13 protein-coding genes are annotated in these 19,083 nt (G+C 67.8%); 10 read left to right on the top strand and 3 right to left on the bottom strand.

Translation table 11 applies throughout. The features are described 5' to 3' along the window. Window positions 1-55: 55 nt before the first annotated feature. On the bottom strand, window positions 56-2,122 hold the full coding sequence (locus TSH64_RS04835; RefSeq protein WP_158285341.1) for an FAD-dependent oxidoreductase: 2,067 nt from the start codon (window positions 2,120-2,122) through the stop codon (window positions 56-58). Between the two features lie 329 nt (window positions 2,123-2,451). Continuing rightward, on the bottom strand, window positions 2,452-3,348 hold the full coding sequence (locus TSH64_RS04830) for a LysR family transcriptional regulator (protein WP_109095791.1): 897 nt from the start codon (window positions 3,346-3,348) through the stop codon (window positions 2,452-2,454). A 266-nt stretch (window positions 3,349-3,614) separates the two neighbouring features. On the opposite strand from TSH64_RS04830, the gene TSH64_RS04825 reads away from it, so the two are divergent. Continuing rightward, entirely contained in the window at window positions 3,615-4,097 is a 483-nt protein-coding gene (locus TSH64_RS04825) for a (2Fe-2S)-binding protein (RefSeq protein ID WP_109452289.1), read from the top strand. After that, window positions 4,094-6,247 (top strand): molybdopterin cofactor-binding domain-containing protein, encoded by a 2,154-nt coding sequence (locus tag TSH64_RS04820; RefSeq protein WP_109095790.1) that lies wholly within the window; start codon window positions 4,094-4,096, stop codon window positions 6,245-6,247. Before TSH64_RS04825 ends, TSH64_RS04820 begins: the two co-directional genes overlap by 4 nt. A 325-nt stretch (window positions 6,248-6,572) precedes the next feature. On the opposite strand, the gene TSH64_RS35240 is transcribed toward TSH64_RS04820, so the two are convergent. Continuing rightward, window positions 6,573-7,265 (bottom strand): hypothetical protein, encoded by a 693-nt coding sequence (locus tag TSH64_RS35240; RefSeq protein ID WP_146207986.1) that lies wholly within the window; start codon window positions 7,263-7,265, stop codon window positions 6,573-6,575. 266 nt (window positions 7,266-7,531) lie between these two features. Here TSH64_RS35240 and TSH64_RS35585 point away from each other — a divergent pair, with 266 nt between their 5' ends. From TSH64_RS35585 to TSH64_RS04785, 8 genes are all read left to right on the top strand, one after another. After that, window positions 7,532-7,705: a hypothetical protein gene (locus TSH64_RS35585; protein WP_158285340.1), complete on the top strand. Its 174-nt coding sequence runs from the start codon at window positions 7,532-7,534 to the stop codon at window positions 7,703-7,705. A 152-nt stretch (window positions 7,706-7,857) separates the two neighbouring features. Beyond that, a complete protein-coding gene (locus tag TSH64_RS04815; RefSeq protein ID WP_109095789.1) occupies window positions 7,858-8,706 on the top strand; it encodes a glucose 1-dehydrogenase in 849 nt (282 codons plus the stop codon). A gap of 3 nt (window positions 8,707-8,709) precedes the next feature. Then, the gene (locus TSH64_RS04810) at window positions 8,710-9,519 is read left to right on the top strand and encodes an aquaporin (RefSeq protein WP_109095788.1); all 810 of its coding nucleotides are present in this window, start codon (window positions 8,710-8,712) and stop codon (window positions 9,517-9,519) included. Continuing rightward, the gene (locus TSH64_RS04805; protein ID WP_109095787.1) at window positions 9,509-11,071 is read left to right on the top strand and encodes a GMC family oxidoreductase; all 1,563 of its coding nucleotides are present in this window, start codon (window positions 9,509-9,511) and stop codon (window positions 11,069-11,071) included. Before TSH64_RS04810 ends, TSH64_RS04805 begins: the two co-directional genes overlap by 11 nt. Further along, window positions 11,068-12,099, top strand: a complete 1,032-nt coding sequence (locus TSH64_RS04800; RefSeq protein ID WP_109095786.1) for a VOC family protein — start codon at window positions 11,068-11,070, stop codon at window positions 12,097-12,099. The genes TSH64_RS04805 and TSH64_RS04800 overlap by 4 nt, the downstream gene beginning before the upstream one ends. Then, complete coding sequence (locus TSH64_RS04795; RefSeq protein WP_109095785.1) at window positions 12,092-14,299, top strand: FAD-dependent oxidoreductase; 2,208 nt, start codon at window positions 12,092-12,094, stop codon at window positions 14,297-14,299. Before TSH64_RS04800 ends, TSH64_RS04795 begins: the two co-directional genes overlap by 8 nt. A gap of 14 nt (window positions 14,300-14,313) precedes the next feature. Next, window positions 14,314-16,359, top strand: a complete 2,046-nt coding sequence (locus TSH64_RS04790; protein ID WP_109095784.1) for an amylo-alpha-1,6-glucosidase — start codon at window positions 14,314-14,316, stop codon at window positions 16,357-16,359. Between the two features lie 19 nt (window positions 16,360-16,378). After that, on the top strand, window positions 16,379-19,078 hold the full coding sequence (locus TSH64_RS04785; RefSeq protein WP_109095783.1) for a glucosidase: 2,700 nt from the start codon (window positions 16,379-16,381) through the stop codon (window positions 19,076-19,078). Window positions 19,079-19,083 lie beyond the last annotated feature (5 nt).

Here is a 19,083-nt window from a genome sequence, read left to right as displayed (position 1 = left end):
CGGCCTGTTGTCATTTCAGCGAATGCGACATGAAGCGGCTGGCCGTATCGCGCCGTCAGGCGCGCGCGGCGCCGACCAGCAGGCTTGCAAGAGCCCCGCGCGTGAGCATCGGGGCGGGGGCTGGCGCGTTTTCCGGCGATCCGGACCGGCTGTCGGACGGATGGCCGGATGAATGGCCGAGCGACTGGAGCAGCAGGTCCAGAAACGCTTCGCCTTGTGCGGACGACACGGGGGCATCGACCTGCAACTCCAGCCAGCGCGTCCGCAGTTCCGGCCTGAGATGGTCGGCGGGCACATCGATGACCGGATGGCGCATGTTGGGGAACAGCATCACACCGGCCCGGCTGGCCAGATCATAGAGTGACTCGACGTAGCGGAAGGAGCGGTGGCCGGGATTGATGCCCTCGAAATGGAAGCCGGTCACGCTGATCGGAATATCGAAGCAGAGCACCGCGGCTTCGACGAGGTCCCCCCAGGTCGCCGCCAAGTCCGGCAAGAACCGGTAGCGCTCGTCGTCCGGCACGAATCCCTTGAGCGCCAGCTTCTGGATCGCGACGAAGTCGGGATGTCCCGTTTCGACGTCGGAGAAATAGGTCAGCTTGCATTTGCGCTGGAGCATTTCCTCCTGGATGTCGGATACCGGCACCTCCGACACCTTGCATCCGGAGCCGATGGACAATCCGGCCGCGATGCCCGCCGCCGTTCCGGTTTCCGTCCAGAGGGCCTCGACGCGCAGGGCGCAGAAGGCGACATGGCTGGCGGAGATGGTCGTGGTGACCAGCAGGTTGTCGACGCCTTGCGGCGTCAGGCATCCGTACGGCACCTGATAGGGAGCACGGAGCGCCCGCATGAACATCGACCCTTCATAGGTCTTCGTCGCCGAGCTGGGTTCGTCGTTGCAGCGCCTGCTCTCGATCGCCCAGTCGCCGATCGCTATCGAATCCGGCTGTCTCGGTGGGCGCGGCCCCGGTCCGGCCAGATAGGGGTTGACGTTCGCTTCCGTCATCTTCACCTGCCCGCGGAACCGCCGCCCTTCCCGGACATAGAGAATGTAGGGAAGATGGTCGTTCTCGACATACTCGTCTTCGGCGAGGACGAGTTGCGGCATTCCTCCTTCGGTCTGGATGAAATGGAGGAAACCCAGGACGTGATCGAAGAAATTCTGGCGGATCGCCGTCCGCTCGCGGGGATGGGAAAGAATGAACTCCCGCGTCCCCTGGAGCAGATCGTTCCCCTCGTACCGCCGATTGAGGATCATCTTGCCGTTCACCGTCGGAATGACGTCAGGTCCGAAGGTGGGAACGCCGTCGGCGGACAGCGCAGCGGAGTTCCATGCGTATTTGCCGGGGTCATAGGACGACGGCCTGGCCTGCATGCGGCCCGCAGAGCCATCCTTCAGATAGCGCAGGCTCAACCGGTAGGTGAAGGCCATGATGTTGTCGTCCATCGCGCCCGTGCTGCCCGGCAGGATCGTCGACGGCAGGAACCCCTGGTCGTCGACCCGGCGTTCGTGCGTCGCGGTGTAGATCACGCCGGCATGCGGCTCCTCCGCCGAGCGGGCTTCGCGGCCGATGTCGAACGGCGCTCCCGCCCAGGCCGCCACGTCGCCTTCGTAACTCGCATCGATGAAAACCTTGCCGCGCACCCGGTTCGGCTGCGTCGGCTCGCCGGGCGGGTTGCCGAAGGAATCGCTGGCCGGTTCCCAGTGAACCTCCCTGAGGCGTTTCCGGTCGACCACGACATCGACGGGGACGGCACCGGTGATGACCGTGATGTTCGGATGGTTCGCCAGAAGCTCGCGCCAGATGCGTTCGGCGACATGGAACTCCCAGAAGACATCCGACCGGCTTGCGAGCATCGGATCGACCAGGCCGACCTGCTTGTAATGCCTCAGCACGAGGTCCACGAACTCTTCCGCGATTCCGCTCAGGGCTTGCAACGAGCCGGTATCGAAGCAATGCACACCGTTCGTCGTCACCCCACCCAGGGTCGGCGTCGGCTCCAGGACGATGACCGTCATGCCGCCGCGGGCTGCCGCTATGGCCGCGGAACAGCCGGCCGCCGTTCCGCCGACGACGACGACGTCCGCTTCAAAATCCGAGTAATTCTGCTTGTTCGACATGACGTTCCTTCCCATCCCGAATGCACCGGAAATAGCGGGGATTGCTCGCAGCGCTCAGCCGGCTTTATGTATAATCCGCCTTTTACAGGCAGTATTCGCACGACCCTGCCAATTCGCCCGCTTCGCGACGGGCCGGCGTAGCCGTGTGGCAATAAAGCCCTAGCTCCACATGCAAATGAAGTCAAACGCCACCGCGCGGCCTCCTTTGGCCGTCATAGGTTTTACCTCTGTCCGCAAACGCATCTGGAAAGAAACGGTGGTGAAGAAGAACTGTCGGCCGACCGATGCCGAGCGCACCTCTTCGGGAATCAGAAATGTGGCCTGCCAATTCATACGACCGAGGGAGGGGCTAGTCTGGCGCCTGCTATGCTCTGCACCCAATCGACGAAGACCCGCAAGGCAGGCGAAAGATGCCGTGACGACGGATAGAGGACGGACACGGGGACCGGTTCGGGGCTGTACGAACCGAGCACCTCGCGCAGGTCACCGCGTTTCACAGCGTCGGCGACGATGAAATCGGACAGGCGGGCAAGCCCGAATCCGGCCGTGGCGAGGTCGCGGAGCGCGAAGGTCTCGTCGACCACCAAGCCGGTCCGCATGGTCATGGTGGTCGATGCACCGCCCTCGCTGAAGGTCCACCCATCGGGCCGGCCGTTGCGAGAGGACGAGTAGCCGATGGCGATATGATCCTGGAGGTCCGCCAGTTCCTGTGGTTCACCGCGCGCGGCAAGATAGGACGGCGCGGCGCAGACAACCCAGCGGAAGCAGCCGATGCGCCGCGCAATGAGGCTGGAATCCGGCAGGGTTCCAGTGCGGATGACGCAATCGATCCCTTCCTGGACGAGATCGACCAGCCGGTCGCTCATGCCGATCACGAGGTCCACCTCCGGATACCGTTCACGGAATCCTGGAAGCGCGGGAAGAATGATCGAACGCCCGATGGAAGCCGGCATGTTCACCCTCAACCGGCCGCTGGCTCGCCCGCGCCCGTCCCGCAGCCCATTCTCGACGGTGTCGACCATCGACAGGATCTGGCGGCTCTGTTCGTAATAGGCTTCCCCGTCCGGGGTCAGCTTGATCTGGCGCGTCGTGCGGTTGATCAGCTGGACCCCGAGATGCTGCTCCAGCCTCTGGATCGTCATAGTGACAGACGAGCGAGGCAGGGATAGGGCATGGGCGGCCTTCTGGAAGCCGTTCCTATCCACGACATGGACGAAAACCTCCATGGCACGCAATCTGTCCACATGCTCCTCCCGCGAAACTCGGCGATTTCGGAACCCGATCCGAGGCAACCGGCACGCCGGCCGGCGCCTACGTTCACATAATGTGAACTTTCAAGTCAAACGCCCCGGGATTGTACGGGTAAACCTGCCGCAATACCTCCTGATCCAGAAAATGCAGGGCCTGCCGACCGCCCTTCGCCAAACACCGGAACGCACTGATGCGGGGTTGGCGATGACCGTGGCCCCCTTTGGATCAGGAGATCGACGACATGCCCTACAGACTGACCATCAACGGCGAGACGCGCGAGATCGACGCCGATGGCGACACGCCCCTGCTGTGGGCGCTCCGCGACATCCTCGGGATGACTGGAACGAAATTCGGTTGTGGTGCCGGCCTTTGCGGCTGCTGCACGGTGCACATCGACGGCGTGGCGATCCGCGCCTGCCAGACTCCGATCGACAGCGTCGGCACCGCCGGGATCGTGACCGTCGAGGGCGTGGACCGCACCGACGCCGGCCGGTTTGTCCAGCAGGCCTGGATCGACTTGGAGGTGGTGCAGTGCGGCTATTGCCAGCCCGGCCAGATCATGTCGGCCGCCGCCCTGCTCGCCGGAAACCCCGACCCGTCCGATGGCGAGATCGACGAGGCGATGTCGGGAAATCTCTGCCGCTGCGGAACCTACAGCCGCATCCGCGACGCGATCCGACACGCCGCCCATCTCGCCAAGCCGGCCATGGAGACGGCGCAATGACGACTCCCGCCACCCGCCCGGGCCACGGCCCATCGCGCCGCACCGTCCTGTCCGCAGGCATCGCCGTCGGGGGCGGGCTGCTGGTCGGCGTTCCGCTGGCGGCGCCGGTTCTCTCGAAGAGCGGCCCGGTCGATTTTGCTCCGAACGCGTTCATCAGGATCGCCCGGAACGGCACCGTCACGCTGACCATGCCCTATGTCGAGATGGGACAAGGCACCTATACTTCGGTGCCGATGCTGATCGCGGAGGAGCTGGAGGTGCCGCTTGCCGCGGTGACGCTCGAACACGCGCCGGCCGACGACATGCTTTACCGCAACCCGATCATGGGAGCGCAGGAGACCGACGGTTCGCTGTCGATGCGTGCGGCGTGGGAGCCGATGCGCCGCGCCGGGGCCACGGCGCGGACGATGCTGATCGCCGCGGCCGCCGCGGAGTGGCGGGTGGACGCCGCCGAATGCCGGGCGGCGGAGGGATTCGTCGTCCATGATCGGACGCGCCGCCGCATCGCCTATGGCGACCTCGCCGAACGGGCGGCGACCTTGCCCATACCGCCGCAGGTGACGCTAAAAGACGCGGCGGCCTTCACCCTGATTGGACGGCCGCAGAAGCGGCTGGACTCGGCGGACAAGATCAATGGCACCGCGATCTTCGGCATGGATGTGCGATTGCCGGGAATGAAGATCGCCGCGGTGATGGCCTCGCCGGTGCTCGGGGGGCGGATCGCCAGTCTGGACGACCGCGAAGCACGCCGGGTGACGGGAGTCCGCAGCGTTGTTCGCCTCGATGATGCCGTGGCGGTCGTCGCCGACCACTGGGCGGCCGCGAAGAAAGCTCTCGATACCATGGTCGTCACCTGGGACGATGGGCCGAACGCCGGCTTCTCGACCGCCCGCCTCAAGGGCGAACTGGACGCCGCCTCACAGCGGGACGGCGTGGTCGGCGACGAGGCGGGCGACGAGGCGGGCGCCTTCGCCAGCGCGGCGCGGCGGGCGGAGGCCGTTTACCGGCTGCCGCTCCTGGCCCACGCGGCGATGGAACCGCTCAACTGCACCGTCCATCTGCACGGCGGGCGCTGTGACGTCTGGGTCGGCACCCAGGCGGCAAGCCGCGCCCAGGCTGCCGCGGCTGCCGCCGCGGGCCTGCAGCAGGATCGTGTGACGATTCACAACCAATATCTCGGCGGCTCGTTCGGCAGGCGTGCCGAGACCGACAACATCGTCCAGGCCGTGTCCATCGCGCGGCGTCTGGACCACCCGGTCAAGGTCGTCTGGAGCCGCGAGGAGGACACGCAGCACGATTTCTACCGGCCGGCCTATCACAACACGCTGCGAGCCGGACTCGATCGGGACGGCCGGGTCACGAGCTGGTTCCACCGGATCGTCGGCCCGTCGCCCCTCGCCCGCTGGCTGCCGCCGGCCGTTCAGAACGGGCTCGACCCCGATGCGGTGACCAGTGCGACCGGTCCTTACCAATTCCCGAACCGGCATGTCGATTATGTCCGGCATGAGGAGCACGCTTTCCGGTCCGGCTTCTGGAGAGGCGTCGGAACCACCCACAACGTGTTCGTCGTCGAGAGCTTCATCGACGAACTGGCTGCGGCGAGCGGGGTCGATCCGTTGGAATTCCGCCGGCGGCACCTTCGGGATGACCCGCGCCTGCGGGCCGTGCTGGATCTGGCAGCCGAAAAATCCGCCTGGGGCGAGCCATTGCCTCCAGGAAGCGGCCGCGGCATCAGTCTTCTTCAGGATTTCGGCGGAACGATCCTTGCCCAGATCGCCGAGGTCTCCGTCCATGACGGCGGATCGCTTCGGGTGGGCAGGGTCACCTCCGTCGTCGACTGCGGCAAGCTGGTCAATCCCGACACGGTGATCGCCCAGATCCAGGGCGGCGTCATCTTCGGCCTCTCCGCCGCGCTCTACGGCCAGATCACCTTCTCCGAGGGGCGTGTCGAACAGGGGAATTTCGACAGCTACGCCGCGGTGCGGATGGACGAAGCTCCACGCGTGGCCGTTCATCTCATCGAAAGTGGAGAGGCGCCGTTCGGTGTCGGTGAATCCGGTACGTCCGGCATCGCCCCTGCCGTTGCAAACGCCGTGTATGCAGCGACGGGCAACCGTGTTCGGAATCTGCCGATCACATCCGACAGGTGAGTCGGCGTCGGGACGATGGCGTCGTGCGTTTCCTATGAAATGCACGACGCTATAGGAGGTTATCCGGCGGAATGTTGAAGACATCTGGATGAGGCGTTGAACTGGCACAGTTGGTTGCGCTGGGTATTGATCAGGTATAGCTCCTGCTGCGCCGGAAACCGGCTATGACCTCCGACCCAAATCATTGGAAGCCCGTCACAAAACGGGGCAACTGCTGCTCGGCTGAGGGTATAGCTGGCGCGATGTCCAATTCGCCTCCGCCCCGGACGTTGTACTTGAGGGTGCATCTGCGCGATGTATAGCCAGATCCGCGGCATCCCCATCGTCAGATCGAAACGCTCGACCGGCTGCGTTCGCTGATCGAGCAGGTAACGGTGCGCATCAGCACCGCTGATGACCAGCGTCGTCGAGATCGAGTTGGAGAGTGATCTGGTGACGCCTCTCGGCCTTCGGCTGAGCCCAAAAACAGAAGGCCGGCGCTGAGAAAGCGGCCGGCCTTTGGTATGTTCGGTAAAGGTTGGTTGCGGGGGCGCGAAGCCACCGAGAATTGCGGCTGCCAGCCATCTCGGTCTGAAGCGACATCTCCTTGCTGCAAATGCCGAAAAGAGGCTCGCCCGGCGACGGGCAACCCTCCCCGATCTTTGCGCATGCCGATGCTCCGTGCGGCGAGCGGAGTTGGTCCCCGATACCTGAGGTCAACTGCATGTCCCAGGGCATGATCGACATGCCGCAGCCGGCTGCGTGCCACGTCAAGGAACTCCCTGGCATTCTTCTCCGAACCAAGGCCGTACAGCGATTCCGGGCGGGCGACGTACTTGTCGGCCTCTAAGCGCTCCGTCCAGTCCAGGGTCGCTCTGTTGAAGGTGCAGACGGAGGACTTGGTCTCCGCAAGCTGCACCGGGAACTTCATCGCAGAAGGCGAAAAAACAATTTTTGCGAGAAATTTCTGATGATTCCAAGGAAATGAAGGTAAGAGCAGCGATAGTGATAAGACGATGTGACGACACGGCGAACTCATTTGATTGCGATTTTCCTGCTCGTCCAGAAGATAATTTCAGCCTTCCAACTTTATAACTGAACGATAGGTCCGGAAGAACGACGGAGCGAAATCGATTGATGACATCGATACGATAGCGGCCGCGCCTGGACATCGCTGCCGCACCATAGCCACCCGGCATCGAAGCGATGAATTCTTGCCATTTAACAAGACCGCCCGCCCGACTCTAGCATGAACGGCGTCGGATCACCGGCAACTCAGGGGCCGGTAGTTCAAAGGAGGATGCCATGAGCGATGCCAACGCACGCACCGAACCGTCCACCGCGCATACCCTCAGCCTGCGACAGACCCTGCGCAGCTTCCTGCGCGACTGGGCACGCTGGTCCTCGGTCGAGCGGCGGGCCGCGACCCTCATCCTTGTCCTCGTGGCGGTGGCACCCGTCGTCAACTTCCTGCCCTGAGCGCATGCCATAGCCGGCCGCTATGGAGACCAAAGACATCGGGCATTTCACAACCGCAGGCCGGGGCACTTAGGCTCCGAAATGCGAAAGACGGCGCGAACCGCCCCCGTGACATCCGGGCCGTGCGCCACCGTTCATACAGGAGGTCAGTCATGGAAGGCAATTTCGGGCGGCCCGGGCATGGGCCGGCGAGAGGAGACGCGCGTCCACTGTACGGTCAGCGGGCCTTGGTGACCGGGTCCAGTTCGGGAATCGGACGCGCAATAGCGCGTGCCCTGGCGGAGGCCGGCGCCGACGTCGCGCTCAACTACACCCGTGGGGAGGCCGCCGCCGAGGCGGCCGCGGCCGAATTCCGCGACCTCGGCGTGCGCGCCGTCACGGTGAAGGCCGATGTTTCGCGCGAGGACGAGGTCGAGGCGATGTTCGCCCACACCATCACCGCATTCGGCACGCTGGACATCCTGGTCAACAACGCCGGCCTGCAACAGGACGCACCGGTCGAGACGATGACGCTGGAGCAGTGGAACCGGGTGATCGGCGTGAACCTCACCGGCCAGTTTCTCTGCGCCCGCGCAGCCGTGCGCGAGTTCAAGCGGCGCGGGCCACGCCCGGAGGTCTCGCGCGCGCTCGGCAAGATCATCTGTGTCAGCTCGGTGCACGAGATTATCCCATGGGCCGGGCACGTCAATTACGCGGCTTCGAAGGGCGGCGTCATGCTGATGATGAAAACCCTGGCGCAGGAATTGGCGGCCGACCGCATCCGCGTCGTCGGCATCGCTCCCGGCGCCATCCGCACGCCGATCAACCGCGAGGCCTGGGAGACACCGGAAGCCTACGCGTCGCTCCTGAAGCTCGTCCCCTACAAGCGCATCGGCGAGCCGGAGGACATCGCGGCGGCGGCGGCATGGCTGGCGTCGGATGCCGCCGACTACATCACCGGCACGACGCTGTTCGTGGACGGGGGCATGACGCTCTACCCCGGCTTCGAGTCCGGAGGCTGAGCGATGCCGCACACCCTTCGCGCGCACTGGCCGGAGTACCTCATGGAGGCGATCGGGGTTGGTCTCTTCATGCTGTCCGCCGGTCTCGTCGCCACGCTGCTGGAGCACCCCGCCTCGCCGGTCCGCCATGCGCTGCCGTCGGCATTTGGCCGGCGTGCGCTGATGGGGGCAGCCATGGGCCTGACGGCGGTGGCGATCATCCACTCCCCCATGGGCCGGCGGTCGGGAGCGCACATCAACCCGGCCGTCACGCTGGCCTTCCTGCGTCTGGGCAAGATCACCGCGGCCGACGCGGCCTTCTACGTGGTCTTCCAGTGCCTGGGAGGCATCACCGGCGCGCTGCTGGTGGCGGGGTTGCTGGGTGAGCGGTTCACGCTGCCGCCACTCTCCGCCATCGCCACGGTACCGGGCCCTGCCGGTCCGGCAGCGGCCTTCACCGTCGAAGCGGCGATGGCTTTCGTCCTGATGTCGACGGTGCTGGCCATCTCCGGCGACACGCGCCGGATGCGCCTGACCGGGCTGTGCGCCGGAGCACTGGTGGCGTTCTTCATCACCGCCGCGGCACCGCTGTCGGGCATGAGCATCAACCCGGCGCGCACGCTGGCCTCGGCGGTCGCCGGCGGGGTGTGGACCCACGCCTGGATTTACGCCGTGGCACCACCCCTGGGGATGCTGCTGGCCGCCGAGGCGCATCTGCGGGTGGGGCGCCCTGCCGCCTGCGCCAAGCTCGACCACGACCCGCGGCATCCCTGCATCTTCTGCGGCCATCCCGGCGCGGCGGCCCACTCCATGGAGGACATCCATGTCCACTGAGCGCTACGACGTCATCATCGTCGGCACCGGGGCGGGGGGCGGCACACTGGCCCACCATCTGGCGCCCACCGGCAAGCGCATCCTGCTGCTGGAACGCGGCGACTATCTGCCGCGCGAGCGCGATAACTGGGATTCCAGAGCCGTCGTGGTGGACGGCAAGTACAAGGCGGACGAGACCTGGCTCGACAAGGACGGCCGCCCCTTCCATCCCGGCATCCATTACTGTGTCGGCGGCAACACCAAATTCTACGGCGCCGTGCTGCTGCGCCTGCGCGAGCGGGATTTCGGCACGCTGCACCACAGGGGCGGGATCTCGCCGCCCTGGCCGATCGGCTACGCCGACCTGGCGCCCTACTACATCAGGGCCGAACGGCTCTACGGCGTGCATGGCCTGCGCGGCAGCGATCCGACCGAGCCGCCCTGCGCCGATCCTTACCCCCACCCACCGGTCAGCCACGAGCCCCGCATCCAGGAACTGTCCGACGACCTGATGCGCGCCGGACACCGGCCGTTCCCGCTGCCCGTCGGCATCCGCCTGGACGAAGCGCAGCCGCATCGCAGCGCCTGCCTGCGCTGCTCCACCTGCGACGGTTTTCCATGCCTGGTGCAAGCCAAGGCGGACGCGCATGTCACCTGCGTCGCTCCGGCGGTCGAGCATCCCAACGTCACACTGCTCACCGGCGCCTATGTGGAACGGCTGGAAACCGACTCCTCGGGACGCACCGTCACCGGCGTGGCGGTCCGCCGGCACGGCATGGCCGAGACCTACCGTGGCGATCTCGTCGTCGTCTCCTGCGGAGCCATCAACTCCGCCGCGCTGCTGCTGCGCTCGGCCAACGACCGGCATCCGGACGGGCTCGCCAACGGCTCGGGCGTGGTCGGGCGGCATTACATGTGCCACCTGAATTCGGCCCTCGTCGCCGTGTCGCGCCGCCCCAATCCGACGCGTTTCCAGAAGACGCTGGGACTCAACGACTTCTATTTCGGGGCGGACGACTGGGACCATCCGCTTGGCCATATCCAGATGCTCGGCAAGACCGACGCCGCCATGTTCGCCGCCGAAAGCGGCGGACTGCTGCCGGGTTTTGCCGCCGACACGCTGGCAAGGCGCGCGCTCGACTTCTGGCTGACGTCGGAGGATCTGCCCGATCCCGACAACCGGGTGGAGGTCGGGCGAGACGGCCGCATCACCCTGCGCTACACGCCGAACAACGTCGAGGCACATGAACGGCTGGTCGCCAAGCTGAAGGGTCTCCTGGCCCGCATCGGCTGTGAGCGCACCCTGATCCCTCGCGAGGCTTATTTCGGCAAGCGCATCCCCATCGCCGGCACCGGCCACCAGAACGGGACCATCCGCTTCGGCCACGACCCGAAGACCTCGGCGCTAGACGTGAACTGCAAGGCGCACGAGGTGGACAATCTGTACGTGGCGGACGCCAGCATCTTTCCTTCCAGCGCGGCGGTGAACCCGACGCTGACCATCATCGCCAACGCGCTGCGCGTCGGCGACCACCTGATTGAGCGCCTCGGGGCGGCGGGAGGTGCGGCATGACTCCCTCCCGCTCCATCCTCCCCATTATCGTCCTGGCCGGCTTCGCCGTGCTGATGCTGAGCGCAGCCGCCATGGCGCAGACGGTGCGGGCGGTGGATTCCGTCGGCATCACTGTGTCCGATATGGACCGGGCGCTGGCGTTCTACCGCGGCGCGCTCGACTTCCGCCCCGTTTCCGATGTGGAGATGGCGGGTCCTGAGTACGAGGCGCTGACCGGCGTCTTTGGCGCGCGCATCCGCGTGGTTCGCATGGCTCTGGGCGACGAGGCGGTGGAACTGATCCAGTACCTTGCCCCCGAGGGCCGGCCGATCCCGGCGGACTCCCGCAGCAACGACCGCTGGTTCCAGCATGTCGCCATCATCGTCAGCGACATGGATCGGGCCTACGCGCGGCTGCGTGCCGCAAAGGCGAGGCACGCCTCCACCGGCCCGCAGACCCTGCCGGACTGGAACCCAAACGCTGGGGGCATCCGCGCCTTCTATTTCAAGGACCCGGACGGCAACCCGCTGGAGATCTTGCAATTCCCGCCCGGCAAGGGCGATTCGAAGTGGCACCGTGCCGATGACCGCCTGTTCCTCGGCATCGACCACACCGCCATCGTGGTCGCCGACACCGATGCCAGCCTTGCCCTCTACCGCGACCGCCTCGGCCTGCGGGTGGCGGGCGGTGCGGAAAATTACGGGACCGAGCAGGAGCACCTGAACAACGTCTTCGGCGCGCGGCTGCGCATCACCACGCTGCGCGCCGCCTCCGGGCCGGGCATCGAATTGCTGGAATATCTGACGCCGCGCGATGGCCGCCTGGCCCCCGCCGACACCCGCGCCAACGACCTCTGGCACGAGCAGGTCACGCTGCTCACCGACGACCTCACCCCGGCCGACGCCGCACGGCACCGCTTGGTGTCGCCGGAGATCGTCGTCCTGCCGGACCGCAACCTTGGCCTCGGACGGGCGCTGATGGCCCGCGACCCGGACGGACACGCCTTCGTCCTCGCCCAACCCTCGCGACAGGACCACGCCCATGATTGACCGAACCCTGCATCGCGCCGAGCGCGCGCTCGACCTGCTGCGCGTCGCGCAACGGGCGGCATGGCCGGCGCTCGACCTGCTCATCCGCCTGTGGCTGGCCCAGACCTTCTGGGTGTCGGGCATCGTCAAGCTGCACGACTGGGAGCAGGCGCTGTTCCTCGCCCGCACCGAATACCCGGTGTCCTGGCTCGACCCGGCGACCGCTGCCGTGCTCGGCGCGGCGGTCGAATTGATCGGCCCGCCGCTGCTGGCGCTCGGCCTCGCCACCCGCGCCGCAGCGCTGCCGCTGCTGGCCCTGGCGCTGGTCACGCAGTACGCCTATCTGGCGCTCGACCAGCACCTGTTCCAGGCCGTGCTGCTGGTCTGGTACGTCGTCCTGGGCGCCGGGCCGCTGTCGCTCGACCGGCGCCTGGTGCGCGGGCTGCCGGGCAGCGCCCTGCCCTTTGCGCAGACCACGGCGCGGTTGCTGGCTGGGTTGACGCGGTACGCCGGCCCGTTGGTGCAGCTTCTCGTCCGGTGCTGGATCGCCGGGGTGTTCTTCCGCTCCGGCCTGACGAAGATCGCCGATTTCGAGACGACGGTCCTGCTGTTCCAGTCCGAGTATTCGGTGCCGCTGCTGTCGCCAGAACTGGCCGCGGTCGTCTCCACCGCGTTCGAGCTGACGTGCCCGGTGCTGCTGGTGATCGGGCTGGGTACACGCCTCGCCGCACTGCCGTTGATCGGCATGACGCTGGTCATCGACGCCACCTACCTGCACCACGTCGACCACCTCTATTGGCTGATGCTGCTGGGCCTCATCGTCGCCCGCGGCCCCGGCCCGCTGTCGCTGGACCGCGTCATCGCCGGGATCGTGCGCAGCCGTTTCCCGCGGCTGGCCGGCATGGCGCCGGCACTGCCGGAGAACGCGCCGCACGTGGTGGTGGTCGGTGGCGGCTTCGGAGGGCTGGCGGCGGTGCGCGGACTGGCGCGGACGGCGTGCCGCGTCACGCTGATCGACCGGCGCAACCACCACCTGTTTCAGCCACTGCTCTATCAGGTGGCGACCGCCAGCCTGTCGCCGGCCGACATCGCCACGCCGATCCGCAGCCTGCTGCGCGACCAGCCCAACGCCCGCGTCCTGCTGGGCGACGTGTCCGGGGTGGACACCTCGGAGCAGTCCGTCCTGCTGGAGGATGGGCGCCGCGTGCCCTACGATCAACTCGTGCTCGCGACAGGCGCCCGTCACGGCTATTTCGGCCGCGAGGAGTGGGAGCCTTTCGCTCCCGGCCTGAAGAAGGTCGAGGACGCCACCGAAATCCGTCGCCGCCTGCTGCTCGCCTTCGAGGAGGCGGAGAACGCCACCGATCCCGAGTTGCGCCGCGCCCACCTGACCTTCGTGATCGTCGGCGGCGGCCCGACCGGCGTCGAGTTGGCCGGCGCCATCGCCGAACTGGCCCGCCACGGGCTGGCCGGCGAGTTCCGCGCCATCGATCCGGCCGAGGCGCAGATCCTGCTGGTTCAATCCGGCCCCCGCGTCCTGCCCACCTTCCCCGAACCGCTGTCGGCCAGCGCCGCAGCGTCCCTGGAAGCGCTTGGGGTGCGCGTCATGACCGGCAGCCGCGTGGAGACGGTGGAAGCCCTAGGCGTCACGGTGTCGGGCCGGCGCATCCCGGCGCGCACCGTGTTCTGGGCGGCCGGAGTCATGGCCTCACCGGCCGCGCAATGGCTGGGCGCGCCCGCCGACAGCGCGGGCCGGGTCAAGGTAGGGCCGGACCTCTCGGTCACCGGTCTGCCGAACGTCTTCGCGATAGGCGACACCGCAGCGTCCGACGGCTGGGACGGCCAGCCGGTCCCCGGCCTCGCCCCGGCGGCCAAGCAGGGCGGCATCCACGTCGCCGCGGTGATCGCCGCGCGCATCGCCGGACGGACGGCCCCCGGCCCGTTCCGCTACCGCCACGCCGGCAGTCTGGCGACCATCGGGCGCAAGGCGGCGGTCGCCGACTTCGGCCGGCTGCGTCTGACGGGAGCGGCCGCGTGGTGGCTGTGGGGCGCGGTGCATGTGCTGTTCCTGTCGGGCATGCGCAACCGCATCGGCGTCGCTCTGGAGTGGTTCTGGGCCTACCTGACGCTGCGCCAGGGCACCCGCCTGATCACCGGCCCGTCCGCACCCCCGAAAACGCCCGAGCCGGCGCGCCCCCGCGCTCTTGAAACCGCCTCCTGAAGGGAGACCATCCGATGACCATCGCGATCATCCGCGAAGAGGAGTCCGTTTCCGGCCTCAGGGACAATGACCCGATGCCCATCCGCTTCGGACGTGCCGTGTGCGGCGACCTCGCCCAGGCCGAGCGGCGGGAGTGGTGGCTCGCCAATGGACTGGGCGCCTACGCCGCCGGCACCCTCGCTGGCAGCCTGACCCGGCGCTACCACGGCCTGCTGGTGGCGCCGGTGGAGCCGCCGCTCGGCCGGCGGCTGGTGTTTGCCAAGGCCGACGCCACGCTGCTGGCCGACGGGCACGAGATCCCGCTGTTCACCAACCGCTGGAGCAGCGGCACCATCGCCCCGGCCGGCCACGCGAACCTGGAGAGCTTCGAGTTGGACGGCCGCGTCCCAGTGTGGACCTACGCCGTCGCCGGCCGCCGCATCGAGGCGCGCGTCTGGCTGGAGCAGGGCGCCAACACAGTCTACGCCGCGTGGCGCCTCGACCCGGACGGCGAGCCCTGGCGGCTGAGGGTGTCGCTGCTGGCAAACGGCCGCGACCACCACGGCACCGTCGACCGCAGCGGCTTCCACCCGGTGGTGGAGGCGGTGGACGGGCATGGCCTGCGTGTCGTCGATCCCGCCTTCACCCTCCACCTCACCGCGGTCGGCGGGCGGATCGAGCCACGCCATGACTGGCACGCCGACTTCGCCCTGCCCATCGAGGCGGAACGCGGCCTACCGGCCGACGATCACCATCTCTGCGTCGGCGAGGCGTTGCTGGACCTGACGCCCGGCGCCTGGGCCGGCATCGTCGGCAGCCTTGAAGAGGATGCGCCCACCGATCTGCCGGCAGCGCTGGCGCGCCGTCTGGGTGCGGAGGCGGCGGTGCTCGACGTGGCCTCCGCCACCGTGCCGGAGCTGGCCGACGCGCCGGATTGGGTGCACCGGCTGGTGCTGGCGGCCGACAGCTACCTGTTCACCCGGCCGCTGCCCGGCGTGCCGGACGGGCAGTCGGTCATCGCCGGCTACCCGTGGTTCGGCGACTGGGGACGCGATACCATGATCGCACTGCCCGGTCTGACGCTGGCGACCGGCCGCGCCGGCAGCGCCCGCCGCATCCTGGAGACCTTCGCCCGCTTCGTGGACCGGGGCATGCTGCCCAACGTCTTCCCCGGTGCCGGCGAACGCGCCGACTACAACACCGTGGACGCCGCGCTCTGGTACGTCGAGGCGTGGCGCGCCTACGTGGATGCCACCGGCGACGACGCGGCGCTGGAGACCGCCCTGCCCGTCCTGGCGGAGATCATCGACTGGCATCGGCGCGGCACGCGCTACGGCATCGGCGAGGACCCGGCGGACGGCCTGCTGCGCGCCGGGGAACCGGGCCTTCAGCTCACCTGGATGGACGCCAAGATCGGTGACTGGGTGGTGACACCCCGCCACGGCAAACCGGTGGAGATCAACGCGCTGTGGTTCAACGCGCTCTCCGTCATGGCGGGATTCGCGGAGCGCCTGGGCAAGCCCGCGGACGCTTATCACGCCGCCGCGGAGCGCGTGCGCAGGTCGTTCGGGCGCTTCCTGCGCCCCAGGGGTGGCCTGTTCGACGTGATCGACGGCCCGGCAGGAGATGACCCGACCATCCGCCCCAACCAGATCTTCGCCGTCAGCCTGCCGCACAGCCCGCTCGACCGCGCGACACAGGCCCGCGTCGTCGATGAGTGCCGACGGGAACTGCTGACCAGCTATGGCCTCCGCTCGCTGTCGCCCGGTCATCCCGACTACCGACCCAGCTATCGCGGCGGCGTTCTGGAACGCGATGGCGGCTACCACCAGGGCCCGGTGTGGGGATGGCTGCTCGGCCCTTACGCGCTGGCCGCGTTCCGGGTGACCGGCGACGCCGCGGCGGCGCAACGCCTGCTGGCCCCCATCGCCGACCATTTGACCGACGCCGCGCTCGGCCAGGTCAGCGAGATCTTCGAAGGCGCCCCGCCGCATGCCCCGCGCGGAGCCCCGGCGCAAGCCTGGTCGGTCGCCTGCCTGCTCGAAGCGTGGTGGCGGCTCGAACAAGCCAAACGAACCTGATCCAAGGAGGAACGATCCCATGACCACCAACACCATGAACGCCGAACGCCGACGCCTGGAGGCCCAGCGGGCCGGCACCGAGGACTGGCGCCTCTGGGGCCCCTACCTGTCCGAGCGGGCCTGGGGCACGGTGCGCGAGGACTACAGCGCGCACGGCACGGCGTGGGAGGATTTCAGCCACGATCAGGCGCGCTCGCGCGCCTATCGCTGGAGCGAGGATGGCTTGGTCGGGATCTGCGACGCGGAGCAGCGGCTGTGCTTCGCGCTTGCGCTGTGGAACGGCCGGGACCCGATCCTCAAGGAGCGCGCTTTCGGCCTGACCGGCAACGAGGGCAACCGCGGCGAAGACGTGAAGGAATACTACTTCTACCTCGACGCCACGCCCAGCCACGCGCACCTGCGCGCGCTCTACAAATACCCGCAGGCGGCCTATCCCTACGATCGGCTGGTGGCGGAGAACCGCGCGCGCGGTCGCACCGACCCGCCGTTCGGTCTGGCTGATACCGGGGTGTTCGACGACAGCCGCACTTGGGACGTGGAGGTGACCTACGCCAAGGCCGGCCCGCGGGAGATCCACATCCGCATCACCGCATCCAACCGCGGCCCCGAGGCCGCGACCCTGCACCTGCTTCCCACCCTGTGGTTCCGCAACACCTGGGCGTGGGGCGACGGGACGCAGCGCCCGAGCCTCGCACGCGACATGGCGCCGGAAGGGGCTGCCTGGGCGATCCGCGCCGCGCACCCCGGCTTGGGCGACTACCGCCTGTATGGCGCCCAAGCGGCCGAGCTGCTGTTCACCGAAAACGACAGCAACGCCGAACGCCTGTGGGGCGTGCCCAACCCCACGCCCTACGTCAAGGACGCCTTCCACCGCCGCGTGGTCGGCGGCGATGAGGCCGCCGTCAACCCGGCCGGCGAGGGCACCAAGGCGGCGGCATGGACCGTGCTGGAGGTGCCGGCCGGCGGCGCCGCCTCGGTGAACCTCGTGCTGTCCGGTGAGCCGCTCGCCCGGCCCTTCGCCAGCACGCGGCGCGTCCTCGACACGCGATTGGCCGAGGCCGACGCCTTCTACCGCGACTTGGCTCCCGACGCCGACGCGGAGGATGCGCGCATCCTGCGTCAGGCGCAGGCCGGCATGATCTGGTCGAAGCAGTTCTTCCACTACGACGTGGAGCGCTGGTTGGGCGGCGACCAGATTTCCCCGCCCGAGAGCCACAAGTCAGGGCGCAACCGCTCCTGGAAGCATCTGAAGTCCTCCGACGTCATCTCCATGCCCGACGCCTGGGAATACCCATGGTTCGCCGCCTGGGACCTCGCCTACCACTGCGCGGCGCTGGCGCTGGCGGACGTCGATTTCGCCAAGGACCAGGTCGAGGTGCTGCTGAGCGAGCGCTTCCTGCACCCCAACGGCCAGATCCCCGCCTACGAGTGGGCGTTCGGCGACGTCAACCCGCCGGTGCACGCCATGGCGGCGCTGAAGGTCTTCCGGGCCGAGCGCGTGCAGCGCGGCGAGGGCGACACGCACTTCCTGCACCGCGTCTTCCACAAGCTGCTGCTGAACTACGCCTGGTGGATCAACCGCAAGGACACGGACGGCCACAACGTGTTCGAGGGCGGCTTCCTCGGTCTCGACAACATCTCGGTGTTCGACCGCTCACAGCCACTGCCGCCGGGCTACAGCCTGAAGCAGGCCGACGCCACCGGTTGGATGGCGATGTTCGCGCTCAACATGGTGGTGATGGCGCTGGAACTGGCGCGGGAGGACCACGATTACGAGGACATCGCGATCCAGATCTACAGCCAGTTCCTGTCGGTCGCCAACACCATCGGTGGCCATGTGCCGGGTGCGGTGTCGCTGTGGGACGACGAGGACGGCTTCTTCAAGGACCTGATCGTCTGCCCGGACGGCAAGGTCAGTCGCGTCAACGTCTACTCCATGGTCGGCCTGATCCCGCTGTTCGCCACCGAAGTGATCGACCGCCGCCTCCTGGAATGTGTGCCGCGCTTCCGCGCCCTGCTGACCCGGCACCAGGGCGGCAAGTTCCAGGGCAGCACCGTCTGCGCCTGCCCGGACTGGGAGAACGCGCGGGGCGAGCATCTGCTGGCGTTGGTCGATCACACCATGCTGCCGCGCATCCTCCAGCGCCTGCTCGACCAGGGGCAATTCCTGTCTGACTACGGCGTGCGCAGCGTCAGCCGCATCCACGCCGAGCATCGCCATATTGGCGACCTGCCGGGCGTCGGGCAGGCGCTGATCGAATATTCGCCGGGCGAGTCCACCTCCGGCCTGTTCGGCGGCAATTCCAACTGGCGCGGGCCGGTGTGGATGCCGGTGAACTACACGCTGGTCCAGGGTCTGGAGAAGTTCCACCGCTTCCTCGGCGACGATTTCACCGTGCCGGTGCCATGCCTGGGCGGACGGCGGCTGACGCTGAAGGAGATCGCCACGCTGGTGTCGGACCGGCTGGTGTCCATTTACCGGCCCGATGACGAGGGTCGGCGGCCGGTCTACCGTGCGCAACCGGTCTTCCACGACGACCCGCACTGGCGCGATCTGCTGCTGTTCTACGAATACTTCCACGCCGACACCGGCCAGGGCCTGGGAGCGGCGCACCAGACCGGCTGGACGGGCCTGCTCGCCAATCTGGTGATGAGGCGATACCGGCGGGAGGTGCCCGAATACTGGAAGGAGAAGAGCGTGCAGGAAGCGACGGCGTAGATCGT

It is taken from the genome of Azospirillum sp. TSH64, assembly GCF_003116035.1.
Lineage (GTDB): Bacteria > Pseudomonadota > Alphaproteobacteria > Azospirillales > Azospirillaceae > Azospirillum.
This window is presented reverse-complemented; position numbering and strand designations above follow the sequence as displayed.